A 17,491-nucleotide genomic window follows, 5' to 3' on the forward strand; every position below is an offset into this window, starting at 1 on the left:
CGGTAGGCGTCATCGGTTCAGCCGGTTTCGACTCGGGCGATCTCATGGCGCCAGGCCGCGGCTGCGGTGAACGTCGGGCCTAAATCGGGCAGATCTGCCCAATCGGACTCATCGATCGGTGTCAACGTGCCGCCCGCGGCGCGGATGCGCAGCGACATGGCCGCCAACCGGTCGAGGCTGATCGCTTGCAGGACGGCCTGCGGGACCGTGGCGGCGGCACTGGTGATGCCGTGGCCACGACAGATCACCACCGGCTTTCCCCGCATGGCGGCGACCATCTCCTTGCCCAGTTCCGCGGTGCGGATCAGCACCGCCCTCGGATAGACCGGAACACCGTCACGGGCCAGCCATGCGCCCGGGATATCGAAGGCGCCGTAGATCGGTTCGATTGTGATACCGGCCAGATCAGCCGCCACGACGGCCGGCGGGTGCAGGTGGGCCACCGCGCGGTGCTCGGGATGTGCCAGCAGCGTCTCGACGTGGATCGGCAACTCGTTGGGCACCCGGTAGCCGTTCAATTCGCCTGCTGCCCCGGGTGTTCCGTCGAATCGGATGAGGCGGATGTCGTCGGGCCGGGTGAATGCCACGCCGTCGTCGGAGTCGCTACGGCACCGGATGAGCAGGTGATCTTCGTCGATTCGGGCACTGATGTGTCCGAGAATGCCGTCGACGAGGCCACGTGATGCAGCCACTCGGCACGCTTGTGCGATCTCGGCCCGTAGCACCGTCAGGTCGGCTGCAATCACGCGTTGTCCCCGGTGGGCGCTGCGGCTTTACCCATCCCGAACCCGCCGTCGGGATGGATGCTTCCGGCAGTGATGCCGCGGGAGCGGTCTGATGCCAGGAACACAAAGCTCCAGGCGTGATCCTGCGGTGTGAGGGCGACATTGAGTGGGGTGCGCGCTGCCAGATCGCGGGCACGGTCGGGGGTGTCGTCCAGGCGGATATGGTCCAGCGACAGGTTGCGCAGGCCGCGCAGGTCGGTGTGCAGCGTTCCACCCGGTGCAACGCCGTTGACGCGGATGTGCGGGGCGAGTTCGTGGGCGAGCGTGGTGACCAGGCCGCGAACCGCGAACTTCGAGGCGACGTAGAGCACGCCGCCGCGGCCCGGATAGAACGAGGACGTGGACTCGGTGAGAACGATCGAGGACCGCTCCTGGGCTCGCAGCGCCGGCAGGGCCGCCTTCACCGACTGCAGATGGCTCAACACGTTGGTCGTGAACATCTCGTCGAAGGCCGGCGCAAGCTCATCGGTCGATATGTCACCGATGCCCTTGTAGAAGTCGAAGATCCCGACGCAGTTGACCAGCGTGTCCAGTCCGCCGAAGGACGCGACGGCGGCGGCGACCGCACGCGCGTTGGCCTCGGCCGTCGTCGCGTCTCCCTGTGTCACCGGCAGCCCCGGCAACTGCTCCTGCAGGGCAGCGCATTTGGTGGCATCGCGTTCCAGGACGGCGACCTGCGCTCCCTCTTCGAGATATGCGTCCACGACCGCGCGACCGATACCGGACCCAGCGCCGACGACCAGTGCCCGTTTGCCCTCGAGCCATCGCGTCATGGCAGTTCGGTTTCGTCGCACAGCAGCGGTTCGTGCAGCTTTCCGACCATCGCCGCCAGGGTGTAGGCGTTCTGCCACGTCAGTGCTTCGATCTCCAAGGCGTCCAGACTGATCCACTGTCCCGACTTGGGTGAGGTGATGAGCAGCCGCGAACCGTTCCGGGTGTCGACTCGGCGCAACGTCACCTCGGTGAATTCATTGGCGATGGTTATGGTTTCGCCCACCGAGCAACCGATGAGGTCTTCGAGTTCACTCACAGGAACACCGCCAGATTCTGCATGCGAAGGACCGACTCGTCGAGATAGATCGTGCGGCGCGCCAGCTTCCACCCCTGATCGGTGAGACGCAGCAGATCCTCTCGACCGCAGGAGATCAGCGCGGCCTCGTTCACGTCACCACGGCTGCGGAAAAGCAACTCGGCCGACTCCACGATCAGATGCGCGTCATCGTCGCAGGCAAAGGTGCGCACGTTGGTGATGTGATGGCGCAGCCGTGACGGTGGATCCTCGGTCCAGGCGTGTTCGGTCGCAAAGCGCGCGACGCGCCGGTTCAGCGAGTACTTGTTCTCGTCGAAGTGGGCCATGCCCGGCGAGGTGTCGAATCCGGCGCCCGAGGCCGTGGTCACCCGGACCGGGGCGAAGTAGTGGATGTCCTCGGTGAGGGTGTCGAGCCATTCGCTGTAGCGCTGTGCGTCCAGGAGATAGGCCTCATCGACCAGGAACTGATGTGCCTGCAGATGCCGGACGTCGTTGAACGGCAGTGGCTTGCCGGTGCGGACCTGCCGGGGCGCATGACCGCCCAACACGGCTAGCTCCCACGGTCGTGCGGCGTCGCTCGGCCGGGGGAACCCGGCGCGCTCATCTCGTTCGGTCGTCGTCATGCCCGGGCCTCCTGGTAGGCCGTCGGGCATGCCGAAACGCCGTTGGTCTGCACCAGCGGGGTGATCCCCTCGGGCTGTCCGCCGATAGCCGCGGGCTCCAGCGGCACCGGAGGCAGCTGCAGGTGATCTGCCCACATCCGCAGCATGGCGCGCTGGTTGTTCTCGTTGTAGCCGACCTGGGCGACACCCGGTCCATGGAACTGTTCCGGCGGCAACGCATTCACCACCGGTGTGCCGTCAGCGAGCAGTCCCATCCGGCCGTTGAGCAGTAGCTGGCGCGCCATCGATCCGGCGGCGGTATTGGTCAGCGAGACCCAGTTCTCCACGTCGTCCTGTTCGAACATGCCGGTGGAACCGAAGCACATCAGATAGGCCTTGTAGGAGTCCTTCTTGAACTGCTCGGGCGCCGCTGCGTCGACCGCGAACCACGAATACACCTCGGTTTCGTTCTGGCTGATCGGCTGCCAGGTGCGAATCGATATGAACGGCAACACATCGTCGCTGTCTTGGATCTTGGGCCAATTGTGCACCAGGCTCAGGTTCGGAAAGCAGGATGCCGCCGAGATCATGAAGCCGTCTTCGCCGACGACGCGCTGATGATCCTCGGACCACACTTGTTTGATTCGCTCCACCATGTCGTCGGGGTAGCCGACGTAGCGCATCCGCTCCTCGAACGTGCCCGGGGGCAGCTTGTAAGTCGTGCCACCGCCACAGCTGGCCCAATACGTGGCGCCGTCTTTGCGTTTCTGCGCCTTGGGTTCGCGGAACAACCCGATGTCGACGACCGAGGCGTGGGTATGGGGCGTGTGATACATGTCGCCGGCGAAGTTCTCGACGCCGATCTTCCAGTTGGCCTTGATGCGCCACCGCTGCGGTCCGCGCACCTCCAAACCGCTTCGGCTTTGCCGGGTGTAGAAGTCGAGGTAGAACCTGAAGTCGCCGAGAAACTCTTCCAGCGGCGGGGCTTGCGCGTCGAGGCTGATGAAGATCATGCCGTTGTAGCTGGCGAGGTTGGGTGCCGGCAACAACGTCTGGCCTCGTTTCTGAAAGCCTGCCTCGCCGCCGTAGGCCTCCTGGTGAAAGGGCAGGCCGGTGAGTCGCCCGTCGTTACGGTACGACCAGCCGTGGTACGGGCACCGGAAATTCGAGGCATTGCCCATCTCGGCGCGGCACACCTGCATGCCGCGATGCAGGCACATGTTGAACATGGCCCGCACATCGCCCTTCGAGTCGCGGGCGATGATGAACGAGTCGTTGAGGAGTCGCCGTACGACGTAATCGCCGTCTTGCGGGATCTCCGACTCGTGCGCCACGAACATCCAGGCCCGGCGGAAGAGTCGCTCGCGCTCGAGTTCGAAGATCTCGGCGTCGTTGTAGATGTACGCCGGCACCATCCCCCGCCGGACCTCGTCGAGGACTTGCCGGTGATCACTCATTGGTGCGACTCCAGTCTCTGGGCCTGCCAGGGTATCTGCTGCACAGAGAAGATTCCTGGTACATGGTGAAAACTCTGCCAGGAATGCGTCTTGAAGGTCAATTGGCCAGGTAATCTCTCTGCTATGCAGAGACAACCGCGCGCCCGGTCCGCGGCCGTCGGCCCCGCCGCCCCGAACCACGGGGTGCCGCAGTATCCGATCGGATCGGTGGACAGGGCGCTCAAGCTCATCCTGTTGCTGGGAGAACAACCGCGGCTCCGTTTGACGGATGCGGCCGAACACCTGGCCGTCGCGTCATCGACGGCCCATCGGCTGCTGGCGATGCTGCAATACCGCGGCTTTGTTCGCCAGGATCCGGTGTCCAAGGTGTACTACCCCGGGCCCGCGTTGATGAGCGTGGCGTCGTCGGTGTTCAACCGCCTCGACATCGAAGACGCGGCGACCCCGGTGCTGCGCCGGCTCAGCGAGCACCTCAGGGAATCGGTTCATATCGGGATGATCGAGGGCGCCCGCGTCCGGTTCATCGCAGCCGCCGAGGGGCCGACGGCGGTTCGGGTCGCATCACGGCTCGGACGCACGATGCCCGCGCACTGCACCTCGACCGGAAAGGCGCTGCTGGCACGTCTGTCCGAGGCTGACGTCGCCCGCCTCTACCCGGACGAGGAACTCGAGCGTGTCACGGCGCATTCGGTCGGCACCAGAACCGAACTGCAACGGGAGCTCAGCCGGATACGACAACAGGGGTACGCGGTGAACCGGGAGGGGAGCGAGGACGGTGTCGCCTCCGTCGCGGTTCCCATTCCAACCCGGGCGTCCGGTGTGCTGCTGGCGCTCAATGCCGCCGCGCCGGTTCACCGCCTGAGCCCGTCGCGGCACCGGGCGGTGGCAGCTCTGCTGGTCGAAGCCGCCAAAGAGATCGGCGACCGAATCGGATGACCGGCGGCTACAACGCCAACTGCGCTCTGCGCGCCAGCAGTCGGCGGACCGCATCGTCCATGTGCTCGTCGATCAGCCGGACCGCGGCTGCCTCGTCACCGGCCGCGATCGCCTTGCGCAGCACGACATGTTCGGTGACCTGCTCGCGCAGATCGGGATAGGCCTCTTCGAGCTCGCCGAGCAGGATCCGGGTCTCCGAGAGCAGGGTCCGCATGGCCCGGTGCAGGCGGGGACTGCCCGCGCAGTCGACCAGGACCTCATGGAACGCCTGGTCGGCGTCGGCCACCGCGGAGCCGTCGCCCGCGGCGGCGGCGGTGCGCAGCGCCTCGACCGGGCCTCGCAACCGGGCGGCGGCCGCCGCAGGGTCGCCGCCCAGCACTTCGATCACGGCGGCACGCTCGATGGCCTTGCGCGCTTGATACACGTCGCGGACGTCGTCGTCGCTGAGTTCCACAACGAAGATGCCCCGGTTGCGCTCGCTGCGCAGCAAGCCTTCGGCCACCAGCCGTTGCATGGCCTCGCGCAGTGGGCCGCGAGACACCTCGAACTGCGCGGCCAGGCTGGCTTCACCGAGCTGCTGTCCGGGCGCCAGCCGGCCGCGCGTGATCGCCTCCCGGAGCCGCTCGGCGATCAGCTCGGGCGTCGATGGCCTGCTCAACGGCTCGAATCCGGCCTCGTGCGAGAGCGTCATCGGTTGTCCTCGAACAACATCCCGAGCCCGGTGGTGTGCCGGGTTATTTCGGCGATGCGCAGGCCCTCCCAAATCGTTACGGCATTGGCGGTCAGCACCGGCTTGCCCAGCAGCCGCTCGAGCTCGTCGACCTGGTCCACGGTGTGCATGGCGGTGTCGGGGATCAACAATGCCTCCGCCCGGGGCGAATCGTTGCCCAGCGCCAGGTCCCGGACCTGACTGCGGGTCAGGCGGCCGACCTGCGCAGCCGTGGGGATGCCGGCGTCCCCCATCGATTCGACCGAGATACCGTGGGCTGCAACGAAACCCGCAAACAGCTCGGCAATGTTGTGCGGATAGCTGGCGGCAACCGCAACGCGGCGGCAGTCGAGCGCAGCCAGGGCGTGCACGAACGCGAACGACGTGCTCGACGCGGGCACACCGGCTTCGGCGGCCAGCCGGTCGACCTGTTCGGCAGCGCCGTCGGGACCGAATACGAAGCTGCCCGACGTGCAGGCCCACACCACGGCGGCCGGTCGCTGCGGGGCCAGCAGCGCGGCCCCTTCGGCGAGCCTGGCCGGGCTGCCGAGATCCAGCAGCTCCGGTACGGCGTGCAGGTCGGTGCCGTAGATGTGGACGACGGGCAGGTCCACGCCCAGCAGCCGCGCGGCGTGCGGGTAGTCGGATTCGGCGGCATGGTCGGGATAGATGAAGCCGACACGGGCGCTGCTCACTGCGGGGCTCCGGTGAAGACATCGCGGAGCCACTGGCCGGGGCCCATCATCGGCAGATTCATCCGGCCCAGGCACGCCCACATCGTCAGCTGGTTGGCCGTCAGGATCGGTTTGCCGAGCATCTGCTCCAGCGGGGCGATGATGTCGTAGGTGCGCAGGTTGGTGCAGCTGACGAAGATCGCCTGGGCTTCCGGGCGGTTGGCGGCGAGGATCCGCTCGGCCACGGTCCGGTAGTTGACCTTCCAGATCCCGCCACCCAGGCCGAGGTAATCCGAGTGCAGCACCGTCACCCCCAGTTGGTTGAGAAACACCCGCAGTAGGTCGGTCAGCTCCTCGTCGTAGGGGGTCAGCACGCAGATCCGGGAGATGTCCAGCGCGACGATGGCTTCGGCCAGCGCCCCCGACGTGGTGACCGCGGCTTTGGCGCCTGCCGCTTCGATCGCGGCGACCAGCGTTTTCTCGTACTCGACACCGTGGATGAAGCTGCCCGACGCGCACAGGTAGGCGACCACCTCCGGCTCGACGTGCAGCACGTCGCGGGTGGCGGCCTGCAGGTGGTTGGTATCGGAGACCAGTTCGGCCATCGCCCGGCTCACCGGGACGGGTTCATAGTGAGTGCGCGCCAGGTGCAGCGTCACTTCGGCGGGGATCCAGCGCCACAGTTCGCGCTCGATCGCCAGGTCGAAGGGCGCGATGATGCCGACACCGCGCTGATCCACCGGCCCGTCGAAGTCCGGCAACTGGGACAGATCCATGCGTGTCCCCATACTGACGTCGCAACCCCAGGCCGCCCCTGGATTGTTGACAATCATACGATCGGTTTTTACCGTGTCAATGTGGACGCGCGTCCGGTGGTGACCGTCCAGCACGGTGAGTCGGTTCCCGCCCAACTCGATTCGATCAGCGCAGCCGCGGAACTGCGGATGGTTCCGTCGTCGCGGCTGGGTGAGGCGATCGCCGGGACCGATGTGCTGTTCGTGTACGACTTCTCATCGCCGGCCCTGGCGTCGGTGTGGTCCGACGCCGACGCGCTGCGCTGGGTTCAGGTGGCCGCCATCGGGGTCGATGCGGTGTTGTTCGACGGGCTGGTCGACAGTGACGTCGTCGTCACCAATTCCCGCGGCATCTTCGAGGAACCGATCGCCGAGTACGTGCTGGGGCAGATCCTGGCCTTCGCCAAGGATTTCCGGCGGTCCTGGGACGCGCAGGCCGCAAAACGCTGGCAGCACTTCGACACCGAGCCGATCGCCGGCTCGTCGGTCACCATCGTCGGACCGGGCCCGGTCGGGCGGGCCGTCGCGCGGTTGCTGCGCGGGGTCGGCATGTCGGTGCGCGGCGTCGGGCGCTCGGCACGCGACGACCCCGACTTCGGCGTCATCACCACCGATGTGGTCGACGCGGCTGCCGACGCGGACTATGTCGTGCTCGCCGCCCCGCTGACGCCCGAGACCCGGGGCATGGTCGATGCCGCCGTGCTGGCGTCGATGCGCCCCACCGCGCGACTGATCAACGTCGGACGTGGCGAGTTGGTGGACACCGACGCGCTGGTGTCGGCGTTGCGGGACGGCGTGATCGCCGGTGCTGCCCTCGACGTCGTCGACCCCGAACCGCTGCCGCCGAACCATCCGCTGTGGACTGCGCCCAACGTCCGCCTGACGCCGCACCACAGCGGCGATATCAAAGGCTGGCGAAATGCGTTGCAGCAGCAGTTCATCACCAATTTTCAACGGTACGTGGCCGGCCAACCACTCCATAATGTCGTCGACAAGGGCCACGGATACGCGCCGAGCGGCACCGGTTGAGGAGGCGTGTCACATGACTCATCCCACCGAACTGACGGCCTTGCAACTGGTGGCCGCCTACACCTCCGGTGAGCTCTCGCCGGTTGAAGCAACCGCGGCCGCCCTCTCGGTGATCAACGAACGCGACGGCGAGGTCAACGCGTTCTGCCTTATCGACGAGGAGGCCGCGCTGTCCGCGGCGCGTAAGTCCGAAGCCCGTTGGAGCGGCAACTACACCAAGGGCCTGCTCGACGGGGTCCCGGTCGCCGTCAAAGACGTGTTCCGCACCGCCGGTTGGCCCACCCTGCGGGGATCGCTGCTCTCCGATGCCGCCGGCCCCTGGCCCGACGACAGCCCGGCTGTCGGCAAGATGCGCGACGACGGCATGGTGCTGCTGGGCAAGACGACCACCCCGGAACTGGCGTGGAAGGGCGTCACCGACAGCCCGCGGACCGGTGTCACCCGTAATCCTGTCGACATCACCCGCACCCCGGGCGGTTCGTCGGGTGGCAGCGCCGCCGCGGTGGCCGCCGGGATGGCGCCGATGGCGATCGGCACCGACGGTGGGGGGAGCATCCGCATCCCGGCCGCCTTCTGCGGCGTGGTCGGCTTCAAACCCACCCACGGGCGGGTGCCGATGTACCCGATCAGCCCGTTCGGGCCACTGGCACATGCCGGCCCGATCACCCGCACTGTCGAGGACGCCGCCATGCTGCTGGACATCATCGCGCTGCCCGATCACCGCGACCCGACATCGTTGGCACCGACACTGACCACCTACCGCGGCGAAGTCCGCCGCGACGTGGTCGGCTTGGGCGTCGCCTATTCACCGAACCTGGGCTATGCCGACGTCGATCCTCAGATTGAGGCCGCGGTCGGCGCTGCGGTCCGGGCACTGGCCGACGCCGGACTCAACGTGACCGAGGCCGACCCAGGCTTCGCCGATCCGATCGACGCGTTCGAAGTGCTGTGGGCGACGGGGGCCGCGGGCAGCCTGCGCGGCCATGAGGCGGACCGTGGGCTGGTCGATCCGGGTCTGGCCGAGATGTGGGAGCGCGGCCAGGCGGCCTCGGCGGTCGACTACCTGGCCGCACGTCAGGTCAGCGTCGACCTGGGTCTGATCATGGGGCGCTTCCATGAGCGCCACAACCTGCTGATCACGCCGACCACACCGATCCCGGCGTTCGCCGCCGGCCACGACGTACCGGCCGACTCCGGCATGCGTTGGTGGGCCCAGTGGACGCCGTTCACGTACCCGTTCAACATGACTCAACAGCCGGCGTTGAGCATCCCGATCGGCACGACGTCGGAGGGTCTGCCGATCGGCATGCAGATCATCGGACCGCGGCACAGTGACGATCTGGTGCTGGCGGCCGGCTTGTTCGCCGAGCGGGTGCTGGGTCTCTGACGGCGAGCAGACATGAAAGTCCCTAAAATACGCTTGGATGAGGGGCTTTCGCGTCTGCTCGGGACTTAGGCGCGGGAGAACGCCAACTGTTCGCCGACCGCGCCGGCCATCCACAGGTCGTTGCAGGCGGCCGCCATCTCGGCCAACCCGTCTTCGATCGTGGCGAACACATTTCCGGGAACCCAGCCGACGTCGCCGTTAAGCAGTAAATTGTTGCGGCCGTAGAAGATCGCCAGGTCGGTCGCGCCGACCGGCGAATTCCCTTGCGCGCCTTCCTCATAGCCATAGGCCGGATTGCCGATATCGCCCGGCTCGAAGCTGAAGAAGCAGACGTCGCCGGGGATCGGCGTCACGGTGGTGTTCTCCCGGCCCGGCGCCCCCATCGGCGGCAACAGCGTGTAGACCTCGTTGCGTGCGTACTTGCCGTGGTAGGCCTGACCGGCGACCGGCAACGCATTCCACACCACGGCGCAGGTCCGGGGAGCCTCGTCCTCGAGCAGGCGCGCTCGGCAAGACACGCCGCGGCTGGTCAACGTGATCGACAGGAAACGCGCCACAGCAGCCTTACACCGGGTCGAAGGTTCGGCTGGCGACGAACGTCGGCCGCGGCGCGGCAGCGCCGAACGGCTCCACCAGGGTGTTCTCCACGCTGTTGTAGACGATGAAGACGTTCGAGCGCGGCCACGGGGTGATGTTGCTGCTCGACCCGTGCATGCAGTTGCTGTCGAAGAACACCGCTGACCCGGCCGGGCCGGTGATCTGGCGGATGCCGTGCTGCTCCGCCATCCAGGTCAGGCTGTCGTCGTCGGGGGTGCCGATCTCCTGCTGCTTCAGCGACGAGCGGTAGTGATCAGGCGGCGTCTCGTCCGGGCACGACACGAACCAGCGGTGCGATCCGGGCATGATCATCAGCGAGCCGTTGCTGTCCAGGTTCTCGGTGAGCGCCACCGACACGCTGATCGCGCGCGGGGTAGGCATCCCGTCCTCGGCGTGCCAGGTCTCAAAGTCGGAGTGCCAGTAGAACTCCCGGCCGTTGAAACCCGGCTTGAAGTTGACCCGGCTCTGGTGCACGTAGACCTCCGAGCCGAGCAATTGGCGGACCGGCCCGACCAGCCGCGGGTCGGCGACGAGCGCGGCGAATGCCGGGCTGATCCGGTGCACCTCGAAGATCGACCGGATCTGGCCGCTGTCCCGCTCGCAGATCGAGCGCTCGTCGGCTGCCAGCACCGGGTCGGAGCGCAGCCGGTCCAGCTCATTGCGGAGGTCGGCGACCACGTCAGCGTCCACCAATGCGTCGACGGACAAGAATCCGTCGGCATCGAACGCCGCGACACTGTCGGGCCGCAGCGGACCGCCGCTGCCCGCGGGCGCCCACACCACCGGGTCCCGTCGCGGCTCAATGCCGAGCTGGACGTTGTTGCGGGTCGGGTAGTGATCGGTGACAGCTTTGGTGATGGGAGGGGTCACGGCGCCGCCTCTTGAGGTTCCTCGGTGAGCAGGGGGTAGGCGCCGGTCTCGTCGTGCACCTCCTGCCCGGTGACCGGCGGGTCGAACACGCACACCATGCGCAGATCGGTGTGGGCCGAAACACGGTGGTGCTCATGCCCGTCGAGCAGGTACAGGGTGCCGTCGGCAAGCGGAAAGGTCTCGCCTGTTTCTTCATTGACCAGCTCACCCTCGCCACCGACGCAGTACACCGCCTCGACGTGGTTGGCGTACCACATCGAGGTTTCGGTGCCGGCGTACAGGATCGTCTCGTGCAGCGAGAAGCGCTGGCCGTCCCGGGCCAGCAGCAGTCGCTGGCTGTTCCAGGTCTTGGCCTGGACATCGCGGTCGGTGCCCTTGATCTCGGCGAGGGTACGAACGATCATCGGTTGGCTCCTGAGCTAGTAGCGGCAAGTTCTCGGGCGGCCACGGCCTCGATGGATTGGGCCGCGAGTGTCAGGCCTTCGGCCAGGTCGTCGTCATCGATCACCAGCGGTGGCATCAGCTTTACCACCTCGCCCTCCGGTCCCGAGGTCTCCAGCAGCAGGCCGCGGGCGAACGCCTCCTGCTGCACGGCGCCGGCCAACTCGGGTCGCTCGAAGGCCACCCCGCGGATCAGGCCACGGCCGCGGGTCTCGACCCCGTCGAACGGCTCGATTACCTCATGCAGCGCCTGCTCGATCTGCTCGCCCTTGCGGAGCACTTGCTTTTCCAGCAGGTTGTCGGTCCAGAAGTTCAGCGCCGCGGTGGCGGTGACGAAGGACGGGTTCTGGCCGCGGAACGTGCCGTTGTGCTCGCCGGGCTCCCACACATCCAGTTCGGGCTTGAACAGCGTCAGTGCCATCGGCAGCCCGTAACCGCTGATCGACTTGGACATGCAGACGATGTCGGGCACGATGTCGGCCGCCTCGAAGCTGAAGAACGGCCCGGTGCGTCCGCAGCCCATCTGCACGTCGTCGACGATCAGCAGCAACCCGTGCCGCTTGCACAGTTCGGCCAGCCCGTGCAGCCATTCCAGCCGCGCCACGTTGATCCCGCCTTCGCCCTGCACCGTCTCGACGATGACCGCGGCCGGTTCATTGAGGCCGCTGCCGCTGTCCTGCAACAGGCGCTCGAACCAGATGAAGTCCGGGGTGACGCCGTCGAGGTAGTTGTCGTAGGGCATCGGGGTGGCGTGCACCAGTGGGATCCCGGCGCCGCCGCGCTTCATCGAGTTGCCGGTGACGCTCAGCGAGCCCAGCGTCATGCCATGGAAGGCATTGGTGAAGCTGATGATGCTTTCCTTGCCGGTGACCTTGCGGGCCAGTTTCAGCGCCGACTCGACCGCGTTCGTGCCGGTGGGGCCGGGGAACTGGACCTTGTAGTCGAGCCCGCGGGGCTTGAGGATCACCTCTTCGAACCGTTGCAGGAACGCCGCCTTGGCCACCGTGTTCATGTCCAGGCTGTGCACCACCCGGTCCGAACTCAGGTACTCCAGCAGCGGTGCCTTCAGGTCCGGGTGGTTGTGTCCGTAGTTCAGCGCGCCGGCGCCGGCGAAGAAGTCGACGTATTCGTTGCCGTCGACATCCCACATGCGGGAGCCGAGGGCCCGGTCAAATGTCACCGGCCAGGATCGGCAATAACTCCGCACCTCGGATTCAAGGGTTTCAAAAATAGTCACGATTTCCTCCGTCCGTCGGTCACATACAACGGAACGGAACGACAGGTCGATTTCAAAACTCGTGCCGTGGGTGATCTCGGCTCGACCCACCACCCCGCTCGGATACCCCCGGCTAGGTCTGCCGGGGCTCACGTTTGCGCGGACGTGACCTTACCGAGACCGTTTTGTGATCTCAACCTTGCCATGCTGTCCTCAACGGCCGCTGTTTACCCGCAGTGGCCCAATTCGAAACAGTTCTTCTGCCAGATGGGATTCGGGAAACAAGCTGGCCTCAAACAGCTCGGAGCACTCCAGACCGGCGTCCCATCGCCGGGCAAATGCCCCGAAAAGCCGTCGACTGGCCTCATTGTCCGGTGTGATTGACGTCTCAAGATGCGTACCGCCGTCGGCTACCAATGCGGTCGCCAGATGGTCGAGCATCCGGCCGGCCACACCCATCCCGCGATGCGCGTCGTTGACCGCAACCTGCCAGACCATCAGGGTCTGCGGCTGATCCGGGCGGCGGTAGCCGGTGATGAAACCGGCCGGCTCGCCGCTGACCTCGGCGATTACCGAGCTGGCCGCGAAATCGCGGCACCACAACAGATAGGCGTAAGGGGCGTTGACGTCGAGCGTCACGCTGTCGAGGGCCATTTTCCACAGGGCCGGGCCGTCGGCCACCGTCGGTGTCCGGAGTGCGATGTGAGCCGGTTCGGTCATCTCGCCGACGCTACCGGCCGCCGATTCGGCGTCGGCCGCGGATCCGCCCGGTTGCGGCAGGTGTCAGCCGTCGGGAGGGCGTTGTTCCGGCGGCAACGGCTGCGGCGGCACCCGCAGCGTGCGCAGCGCCTGGAGCACCGAGTGGCCCTCCGGCTCGGCGCTGACCGGTACCAACCGCACGGCGGCCAGTGGGAACAGCCCGGACAGCGCGAACGCCAGCGGATAGCCTGCGGCGCCGATCAACGCGCCGAACACCGGGGGAGCGATTCCGGCGGTGAGTCGCTGGGTGGTGTTCTGCGTACCCAGTGCACGCCCGCTCCAGTAAGGTCCGGCGACCTCGGCGACCGCGGTGGACGACAAGCCGTTGTCCAGCACGCTGATTACCACCGCAACGACCATCGCCGCCTCGGCCAGCGGAGAGTGCAGATGGTCGGTCACGCCGAGTACCACCATCGCCACCGCGCCGGCGACGGCGAGGCTGCGGACGGGTCGCAGCCGTGACCGCACCCGATCCGACCACCGACCGGCCAGCACGCGGCCGGCGGCGCCGAGCAGCTGCGACACGGTGACCAGGCTGCCGGCGGCGGCGATCGACCAGTCGGTATCAACGATTAGCCACACCAGCATGAAGGTGGCCAACACCGACTGGTGAACCATCAGCAGCGCCGACGACAAGTGGATGCGCCACAGCACCTTCGAGCCGGCGTAGGGGTTGGCCAGCTCCGTTCCGGTCGCCGCCGACCGCGGTCGGCGGGGCGGGTCGACCACCCCGATGGCGCATGCCACCGCCGCCACTGCGCACAGCGTCGCCGGGAACATCAGCGCCCGGGCCAGGCCGTGCTCGGCCAGTTCGGGAATCACCTCGGCTCCCAACGCGATTCCCAGCGGTTGTGCTGTCTGCCGGATTCCCATCACCAGCCCGCGCTGGTGTGGCGGAAACCAGCCGGTCACCAGCCGGCCACTGGCGGTGTTGGCGCTGGCGGCGGCCATACCGCCCAGAAAAAGGAAGGCGCCCACCCCGACCAGGGAGTTCATCGAGGCCGCCCCGAAGGTGGCCAGCGCCGTCAGCGCGGAGCCGACGGTCAGCACGACCCGCTCGCCGATGCGGTCCAACAGCGCGCCCCACGCGAACAGCGTCAGCACCATGCCGAAACTGGGCATCGACGCCAGCAGACCCGCCATCGCCAGGTTGGTATCCCGCTTGGTCTCCAGCATCGGGATGACGAAGGCGATCCCGTTGATGAACACGAACGAGCACAGCGTGGCCACCAACGCCACGATGACCACTGACCAGCGCGCGGCGCTGCTCGTCGACTCCGTGGTCACCCGGATAATGGTTCCACACGTTTGCCCCGTACCGGGTCGCATCCGCCGGGCAACGACCACGGTGCCGTTTGACCGCGCCGCCAGCGCCCGGCTCCGCCGCGCTTGCGATCGGCTGGGCCGATGGTGGCGGCCCGCTGCGCCCGGCTCCGCCGCGCTTGCGGTCGGCTGGGCCGATGATGGCGACCCGCTGCGCCCGGCTCCGCCGCGCTTGCGATCGCCATTAGGCTTGCTCGAATGCGCCTAGGTCGAATTGCCAGCCCGGACGGCGTCGCCTTCGTCAGCCTGGAGGGCGATCCGGACGATGACATGACCGCGATGACAGCTCGCGAGATCGCCGAGCACCCCTTCGGCACACCGGAGTTCACCGGTCGATCCTGGCCACTGGCCGACGTGCGGCTGCTGGCCCCGATTCTGGCCAGCAAGGTGGTCTGCATCGGGAAGAACTACGCTGCCCACATCGCCGAGATGGGTGGTGCGCCGCCGGCCAACCCGACGATGTTCCTCAAGCCCAATACCGCGATCATCGGGCCGAACGTTCCGATTCAGCTGCCCGCCAACGCTTCCCCGGTTCACTACGAGGGCGAGTTGGCGGTGGTGATTTCACGGCCCTGCAAGGACGTTCCGGCCGCCCGGGCCAAGGACAACATCCTGGGTTACACCATCGGCAACGACGTGTCAGCCCGTGACCAGCAGAAATCCGACGGTCAGTGGACCCGCGCCAAGGGGCACGATACGTTCTGCCCGGTCGGGCCCTGGATCGTCACCGACCTCGACCCCGCCGACCTGGCGATCCGCACCGAGGTCAACGGCCAGGTCAAACAGGACAGCCGGACGTCGCTGATGCTGCACGACATCGGCGCGATCGTGGAGTGGATATCGGCGGTGATGACCCTGTTGCCCGGTGACCTCATCCTCACCGGAACCCCCGACGGTGTCGGCCCGATCGAACACGGTGACACCGTGTCTGTTTCCGTCGAGGGCATCGGCACCCTCACCAACCCGGTTATTCGCAAAGGAATGTCGTGACTCAAGGTTTCCAGGCTGACTCTGCTGTGCGGGTTCGGTTCTGCCCGTCACCGACCGGCACGCCGCACGTCGGGCTGATCCGCACCGCACTGTTCAACTGGGCCTATGCCCGACACACCGGCGGCACGTTGGTGTTCCGGGTGGAGGACACCGATGCCGCGCGCGACAGCGAGGAGAGCTATCAGGCGCTGCTCGAGGCCCTGCGCTGGCTTGGGCTGGACTGGGACGAGGGGCCCGAAGTGGGCGGACCGTACGGCCCGTACCGTCAGTCGCAACGCGCCGACATCTACCGCGACGTGGTGGCGCGACTGGTGGCGGCCGGCGAGGCCTACGAGGCCTTCTCCACACCGCAGGAGGTCGAGGCCCGCCACCTGGCCGCCGGCCGAAACCCCAAGCTGGGCTATGACAACTTCGATCGCGACCTGACCGACGATCAGCGTGCCGGCTACCTCGCCGAGGGCCGCAAGCCCGTCCTGCGGTTGCGCATGCCCGATGGCGAACTCGGCTGGCAGGACCTGGTGCGCGGGCCGACGAGCTTTCCGGCGGGCACCGTCCCCGACTTCGCACTCACCCGCGCCAATGGTGATCCGCTGTACACGTTGGTCAACCCGGTCGACGACGCGATGATGAAGATAACCCATGTGCTGCGGGGCGAGGACCTGCTGCCCTCCACGCCACGCCAGATAGCGCTGTATCAGGCGTTGATCCGCATCGGGGTGGCTGACAGGATTCCGGAATTCGCCCATCTTCCAATGGTTCTGGGTGAGGGCACCAAGAAGCTGTCCAAGCGCGACCCGCAGTCGAACCTGTTCGCGCACCGCGACCGGGGTTTCATCCCGGAGGGCCTGCTGAACTATCTGGCGCTGCTGGGCTGGTCGATCGCCGATGACCGTGACGTGTTCAGTCTCGACGAGATGGTCGCCGCATTCGACGTGGTCGACGTCAACTCCAACCCGGCCCGGTTCGACCAGAAGAAGGCCGACGCGCTCAACGCCGAGCACATCCGGCTTCTCGACGTCGACGACTTCACCACGCGACTGCGCGGCTACTTCGACGCCCACGGTTACCGCACCGGGCTTGACGACGCCGGATTCGCGGCGGCCGCGGCGCTGGTGCAGACCCGGGTGATCGTGCTGGGCGACGCCTGGGGATTGCTCAAGTTCTTCAACGACGACGAATACGCGCTCGACCCGCGTGCGGTGGCCAAAGAGTTGGGCGCCGGTGCGGCGCCCGTCCTGGACGCCACCATCGCCGCCCTGGAGGGCGTGGGGGACTGGACCACCGCCGGGATCGAGGCCGCACTGAAGGCCGCGCTGCTCGACGGGCTGGAGCTCAAACCCCGCAAGGCGTTCGGCCCGGTGCGGGTCGCGGTCACCGGCGGGTTGGTCAGCCCGCCGCTGTTCGAGTCGCTGGAGCTGCTGGGTCCAGCGCGCACCCTGGCGCGGCTGCGGGCGGTCCGGGACGGCATCGAGTGAGCGCGATGAGTACTTCGCGGTAGAAGTTTGGTAGTCTGCACGTCGGCCCACAGCAGCTGGCCGGTAGTGCCCAACCGGCACGCTGACCAGCGGTTATGGCCAGGCCCTCGGTGGCCATTGGGGTATGGTGTAATTGGCAACACAGCTGATTCTGGTTCAGCCATTCTAGGTTCGAGTCCTGGTACCCCAGCAAAACCGGTCCGCCCCAAGCGATTAGGCGGGCCGTGCGGGTTGGGCTATGCTGACAACCCGGACTAGTTCTAGCCCCCGTCGTCTAGCGGCCTAGGACGCCGCCCTCTCACGGCGGTAGCGTGGGTTCGAATCCCATCGGGGGTACTCTGTGATGTCTCAGGACATCGGAATAGTCCGAACCCTCGTTTAGGGTTCGGATTTTTTCTTTGGGCGGCCGCGGGTGAC

The 17,491-nt window shown here is 67.0% G+C and carries 19 protein-coding genes and 2 tRNA genes; 7 read left to right on the forward strand and 14 right to left on the reverse strand.

Annotation, left to right across the window (positions count from 1 at the left end; translation table 11 throughout):
- Positions 1-17 precede the first annotated feature (17 nt).
- Genes ACAG20_RS15990 through ACAG20_RS16010 form a run of 5 tightly spaced genes read right to left on the reverse strand, consistent with a single transcriptional unit; the run spans position 18 to position 3,874 of the window.
- Entirely contained in the window at positions 18-743 is a 726-nt protein-coding gene (locus ACAG20_RS15990; protein ID WP_370493290.1) for a class II aldolase/adducin family protein, read from the reverse strand.
- On the reverse strand, positions 743-1,558 hold the full coding sequence (gene hcaB, locus ACAG20_RS15995) for a 3-(cis-5,6-dihydroxycyclohexa-1,3-dien-1-yl)propanoate dehydrogenase (protein WP_370493267.1): 816 nt from the start codon (positions 1,556-1,558) through the stop codon (positions 743-745). Before hcaB ends, ACAG20_RS15990 begins: the two co-directional genes overlap by 1 nt.
- A complete protein-coding gene (locus ACAG20_RS16000; protein ID WP_370493268.1) occupies positions 1,555-1,815 on the reverse strand; it encodes a dihydrodiol dehydrogenase in 261 nt (86 codons plus the stop codon). Before ACAG20_RS16000 ends, hcaB begins: the two co-directional genes overlap by 4 nt.
- A complete protein-coding gene (locus ACAG20_RS16005; protein WP_370493269.1) occupies positions 1,812-2,438 on the reverse strand; it encodes a 3-phenylpropionate/cinnamic acid dioxygenase subunit beta in 627 nt (208 codons plus the stop codon). The genes ACAG20_RS16000 and ACAG20_RS16005 overlap by 4 nt, the downstream gene beginning before the upstream one ends.
- On the reverse strand, positions 2,435-3,874 hold the full coding sequence (locus tag ACAG20_RS16010) for a Rieske 2Fe-2S domain-containing protein (protein ID WP_370493270.1): 1,440 nt from the start codon (positions 3,872-3,874) through the stop codon (positions 2,435-2,437). Before ACAG20_RS16010 ends, ACAG20_RS16005 begins: the two co-directional genes overlap by 4 nt.
- A 123-nt stretch (positions 3,875-3,997) precedes the next feature.
- Here ACAG20_RS16010 and ACAG20_RS16015 point away from each other — a divergent pair, with 123 nt between their 5' ends.
- Positions 3,998-4,810, forward strand: a complete 813-nt coding sequence (locus ACAG20_RS16015; protein ID WP_370493271.1) for an IclR family transcriptional regulator — start codon at positions 3,998-4,000, stop codon at positions 4,808-4,810.
- Between the two features lie 7 nt (positions 4,811-4,817).
- Here ACAG20_RS16015 and ACAG20_RS16020 read toward each other — a convergent pair whose 3' ends face one another.
- From ACAG20_RS16020 to ACAG20_RS16030, 3 genes are read right to left on the reverse strand one after another with little or no spacing between them, the layout of a single operon-like run.
- The gene (locus ACAG20_RS16020) at positions 4,818-5,501 is read right to left on the reverse strand and encodes a GntR family transcriptional regulator (RefSeq protein WP_370493272.1); all 684 of its coding nucleotides are present in this window, start codon (positions 5,499-5,501) and stop codon (positions 4,818-4,820) included.
- Positions 5,498-6,214: a maleate cis-trans isomerase gene (locus ACAG20_RS16025; protein WP_370493273.1), complete on the reverse strand. Its 717-nt coding sequence runs from the start codon at positions 6,212-6,214 to the stop codon at positions 5,498-5,500. Before ACAG20_RS16025 ends, ACAG20_RS16020 begins: the two co-directional genes overlap by 4 nt.
- Positions 6,211-6,969, reverse strand: a complete 759-nt coding sequence (locus ACAG20_RS16030; protein ID WP_112687949.1) for an Asp/Glu/hydantoin racemase — start codon at positions 6,967-6,969, stop codon at positions 6,211-6,213. The genes ACAG20_RS16025 and ACAG20_RS16030 overlap by 4 nt, the downstream gene beginning before the upstream one ends.
- A gap of 81 nt (positions 6,970-7,050) precedes the next feature.
- On the opposite strand from ACAG20_RS16030, the gene ACAG20_RS16035 reads away from it, so the two are divergent.
- Together ACAG20_RS16035 and ACAG20_RS16040 are read left to right on the forward strand one after the other, a co-directional pair.
- The gene (locus ACAG20_RS16035; protein ID WP_370493274.1) at positions 7,051-8,016 is read left to right on the forward strand and encodes a D-2-hydroxyacid dehydrogenase; all 966 of its coding nucleotides are present in this window, start codon (positions 7,051-7,053) and stop codon (positions 8,014-8,016) included.
- 13 nt (positions 8,017-8,029) lie between these two features.
- Positions 8,030-9,403, forward strand: a complete 1,374-nt coding sequence (locus ACAG20_RS16040) for an amidase (RefSeq protein WP_370493275.1) — start codon at positions 8,030-8,032, stop codon at positions 9,401-9,403.
- A 65-nt stretch (positions 9,404-9,468) separates the two neighbouring features.
- Here ACAG20_RS16040 and ACAG20_RS16045 read toward each other — a convergent pair whose 3' ends face one another.
- The 6 genes from ACAG20_RS16045 to ACAG20_RS16070 form a co-directional block, all read right to left on the reverse strand.
- A complete protein-coding gene (locus ACAG20_RS16045; RefSeq protein ID WP_370493276.1) occupies positions 9,469-9,960 on the reverse strand; it encodes a DUF3830 family protein in 492 nt (163 codons plus the stop codon).
- Positions 9,961-9,967: 7 nt separating this feature from the next.
- Positions 9,968-10,858: an ectoine hydroxylase gene (thpD, locus tag ACAG20_RS16050; protein WP_370493291.1), complete on the reverse strand. Its 891-nt coding sequence runs from the start codon at positions 10,856-10,858 to the stop codon at positions 9,968-9,970.
- 8 nt (positions 10,859-10,866) lie between these two features.
- Positions 10,867-11,274 (reverse strand): ectoine synthase, encoded by a 408-nt coding sequence (locus ACAG20_RS16055; RefSeq protein WP_112687955.1) that lies wholly within the window; start codon positions 11,272-11,274, stop codon positions 10,867-10,869.
- The gene (gene ectB, locus ACAG20_RS16060; RefSeq protein ID WP_112687976.1) at positions 11,271-12,548 is read right to left on the reverse strand and encodes a diaminobutyrate--2-oxoglutarate transaminase; all 1,278 of its coding nucleotides are present in this window, start codon (positions 12,546-12,548) and stop codon (positions 11,271-11,273) included. Before ectB ends, ACAG20_RS16055 begins: the two co-directional genes overlap by 4 nt.
- A gap of 192 nt (positions 12,549-12,740) precedes the next feature.
- A complete protein-coding gene (gene ectA, locus ACAG20_RS16065) occupies positions 12,741-13,247 on the reverse strand; it encodes a diaminobutyrate acetyltransferase (RefSeq protein WP_370493277.1) in 507 nt (168 codons plus the stop codon).
- 63 nt (positions 13,248-13,310) lie between these two features.
- Positions 13,311-14,573 carry an MFS transporter gene (locus ACAG20_RS16070; RefSeq protein WP_370493278.1) on the reverse strand — a complete coding sequence of 421 codons (1,263 nt, stop codon included), beginning with the start codon at positions 14,571-14,573 and terminating at the stop codon, positions 13,311-13,313.
- 234 nt (positions 14,574-14,807) lie between these two features.
- Between ACAG20_RS16070 and ACAG20_RS16075 the strand changes: the two genes are divergently transcribed.
- The 4 genes from ACAG20_RS16075 (at position 14,808) to ACAG20_RS16090 (ending at position 17,410) form a co-directional block, all read left to right on the forward strand.
- On the forward strand, positions 14,808-15,599 hold the full coding sequence (locus ACAG20_RS16075) for a fumarylacetoacetate hydrolase family protein (protein WP_112687963.1): 792 nt from the start codon (positions 14,808-14,810) through the stop codon (positions 15,597-15,599).
- Positions 15,596-17,074: a glutamate--tRNA ligase gene (gene gltX, locus ACAG20_RS16080; protein WP_370493279.1), complete on the forward strand. Its 1,479-nt coding sequence runs from the start codon at positions 15,596-15,598 to the stop codon at positions 17,072-17,074. The genes ACAG20_RS16075 and gltX overlap by 4 nt, the downstream gene beginning before the upstream one ends.
- A gap of 118 nt (positions 17,075-17,192) precedes the next feature.
- Positions 17,193-17,264, forward strand: a tRNA-Gln gene (locus ACAG20_RS16085).
- A 73-nt stretch (positions 17,265-17,337) separates the two neighbouring features.
- Positions 17,338-17,410 (forward strand) — tRNA-Glu (locus ACAG20_RS16090).
- The last annotated feature ends 81 nt before the right edge of the window (positions 17,411-17,491 follow it).

The organism is Mycobacterium sp. pW045 (assembly GCF_041287085.1).
GTDB lineage: Bacteria > Actinomycetota > Actinomycetes > Mycobacteriales > Mycobacteriaceae > Mycobacterium > Mycobacterium algericum_A.

Bases quoted from the DNA above. Each gene is read 5' to 3' on its own strand.
- hcaB (WP_370493267.1), bottom strand. From the start codon at position 1,558: ATGACGCGATGGCTCGAGGGCAAACGGGCACTGGTCGTCGGCGCTGGG.
- ACAG20_RS16005 (WP_370493269.1), bottom strand. From the start codon at position 2,438: ATGACGACGACCGAACGAGATGAGCGCGCCGGGTTCCCCCGGCCGAGC.
- ACAG20_RS16010 (WP_370493270.1), bottom strand. From the start codon at position 3,874: ATGAGTGATCACCGGCAAGTCCTCGACGAGGTCCGGCGGGGGATGGTG.
- ACAG20_RS16015 (WP_370493271.1), top strand. From the start codon at position 3,998: ATGCAGAGACAACCGCGCGCCCGGTCCGCGGCCGTCGGCCCCGCCGCC.
- ACAG20_RS16020 (WP_370493272.1), bottom strand. From the start codon at position 5,501: ATGACGCTCTCGCACGAGGCCGGATTCGAGCCGTTGAGCAGGCCATCG.
- ACAG20_RS16030 (WP_112687949.1), bottom strand. From the start codon at position 6,969: ATGGATCTGTCCCAGTTGCCGGACTTCGACGGGCCGGTGGATCAGCGC.
- ACAG20_RS16040 (WP_370493275.1), top strand. From the start codon at position 8,030: ATGACTCATCCCACCGAACTGACGGCCTTGCAACTGGTGGCCGCCTAC.
- ACAG20_RS16055 (WP_112687955.1), bottom strand. From the start codon at position 11,274: ATGATCGTTCGTACCCTCGCCGAGATCAAGGGCACCGACCGCGATGTC.
- ectA (WP_370493277.1), bottom strand. From the start codon at position 13,247: ATGACCGAACCGGCTCACATCGCACTCCGGACACCGACGGTGGCCGAC.
- ACAG20_RS16075 (WP_112687963.1), top strand. From the start codon at position 14,808: ATGCGCCTAGGTCGAATTGCCAGCCCGGACGGCGTCGCCTTCGTCAGC.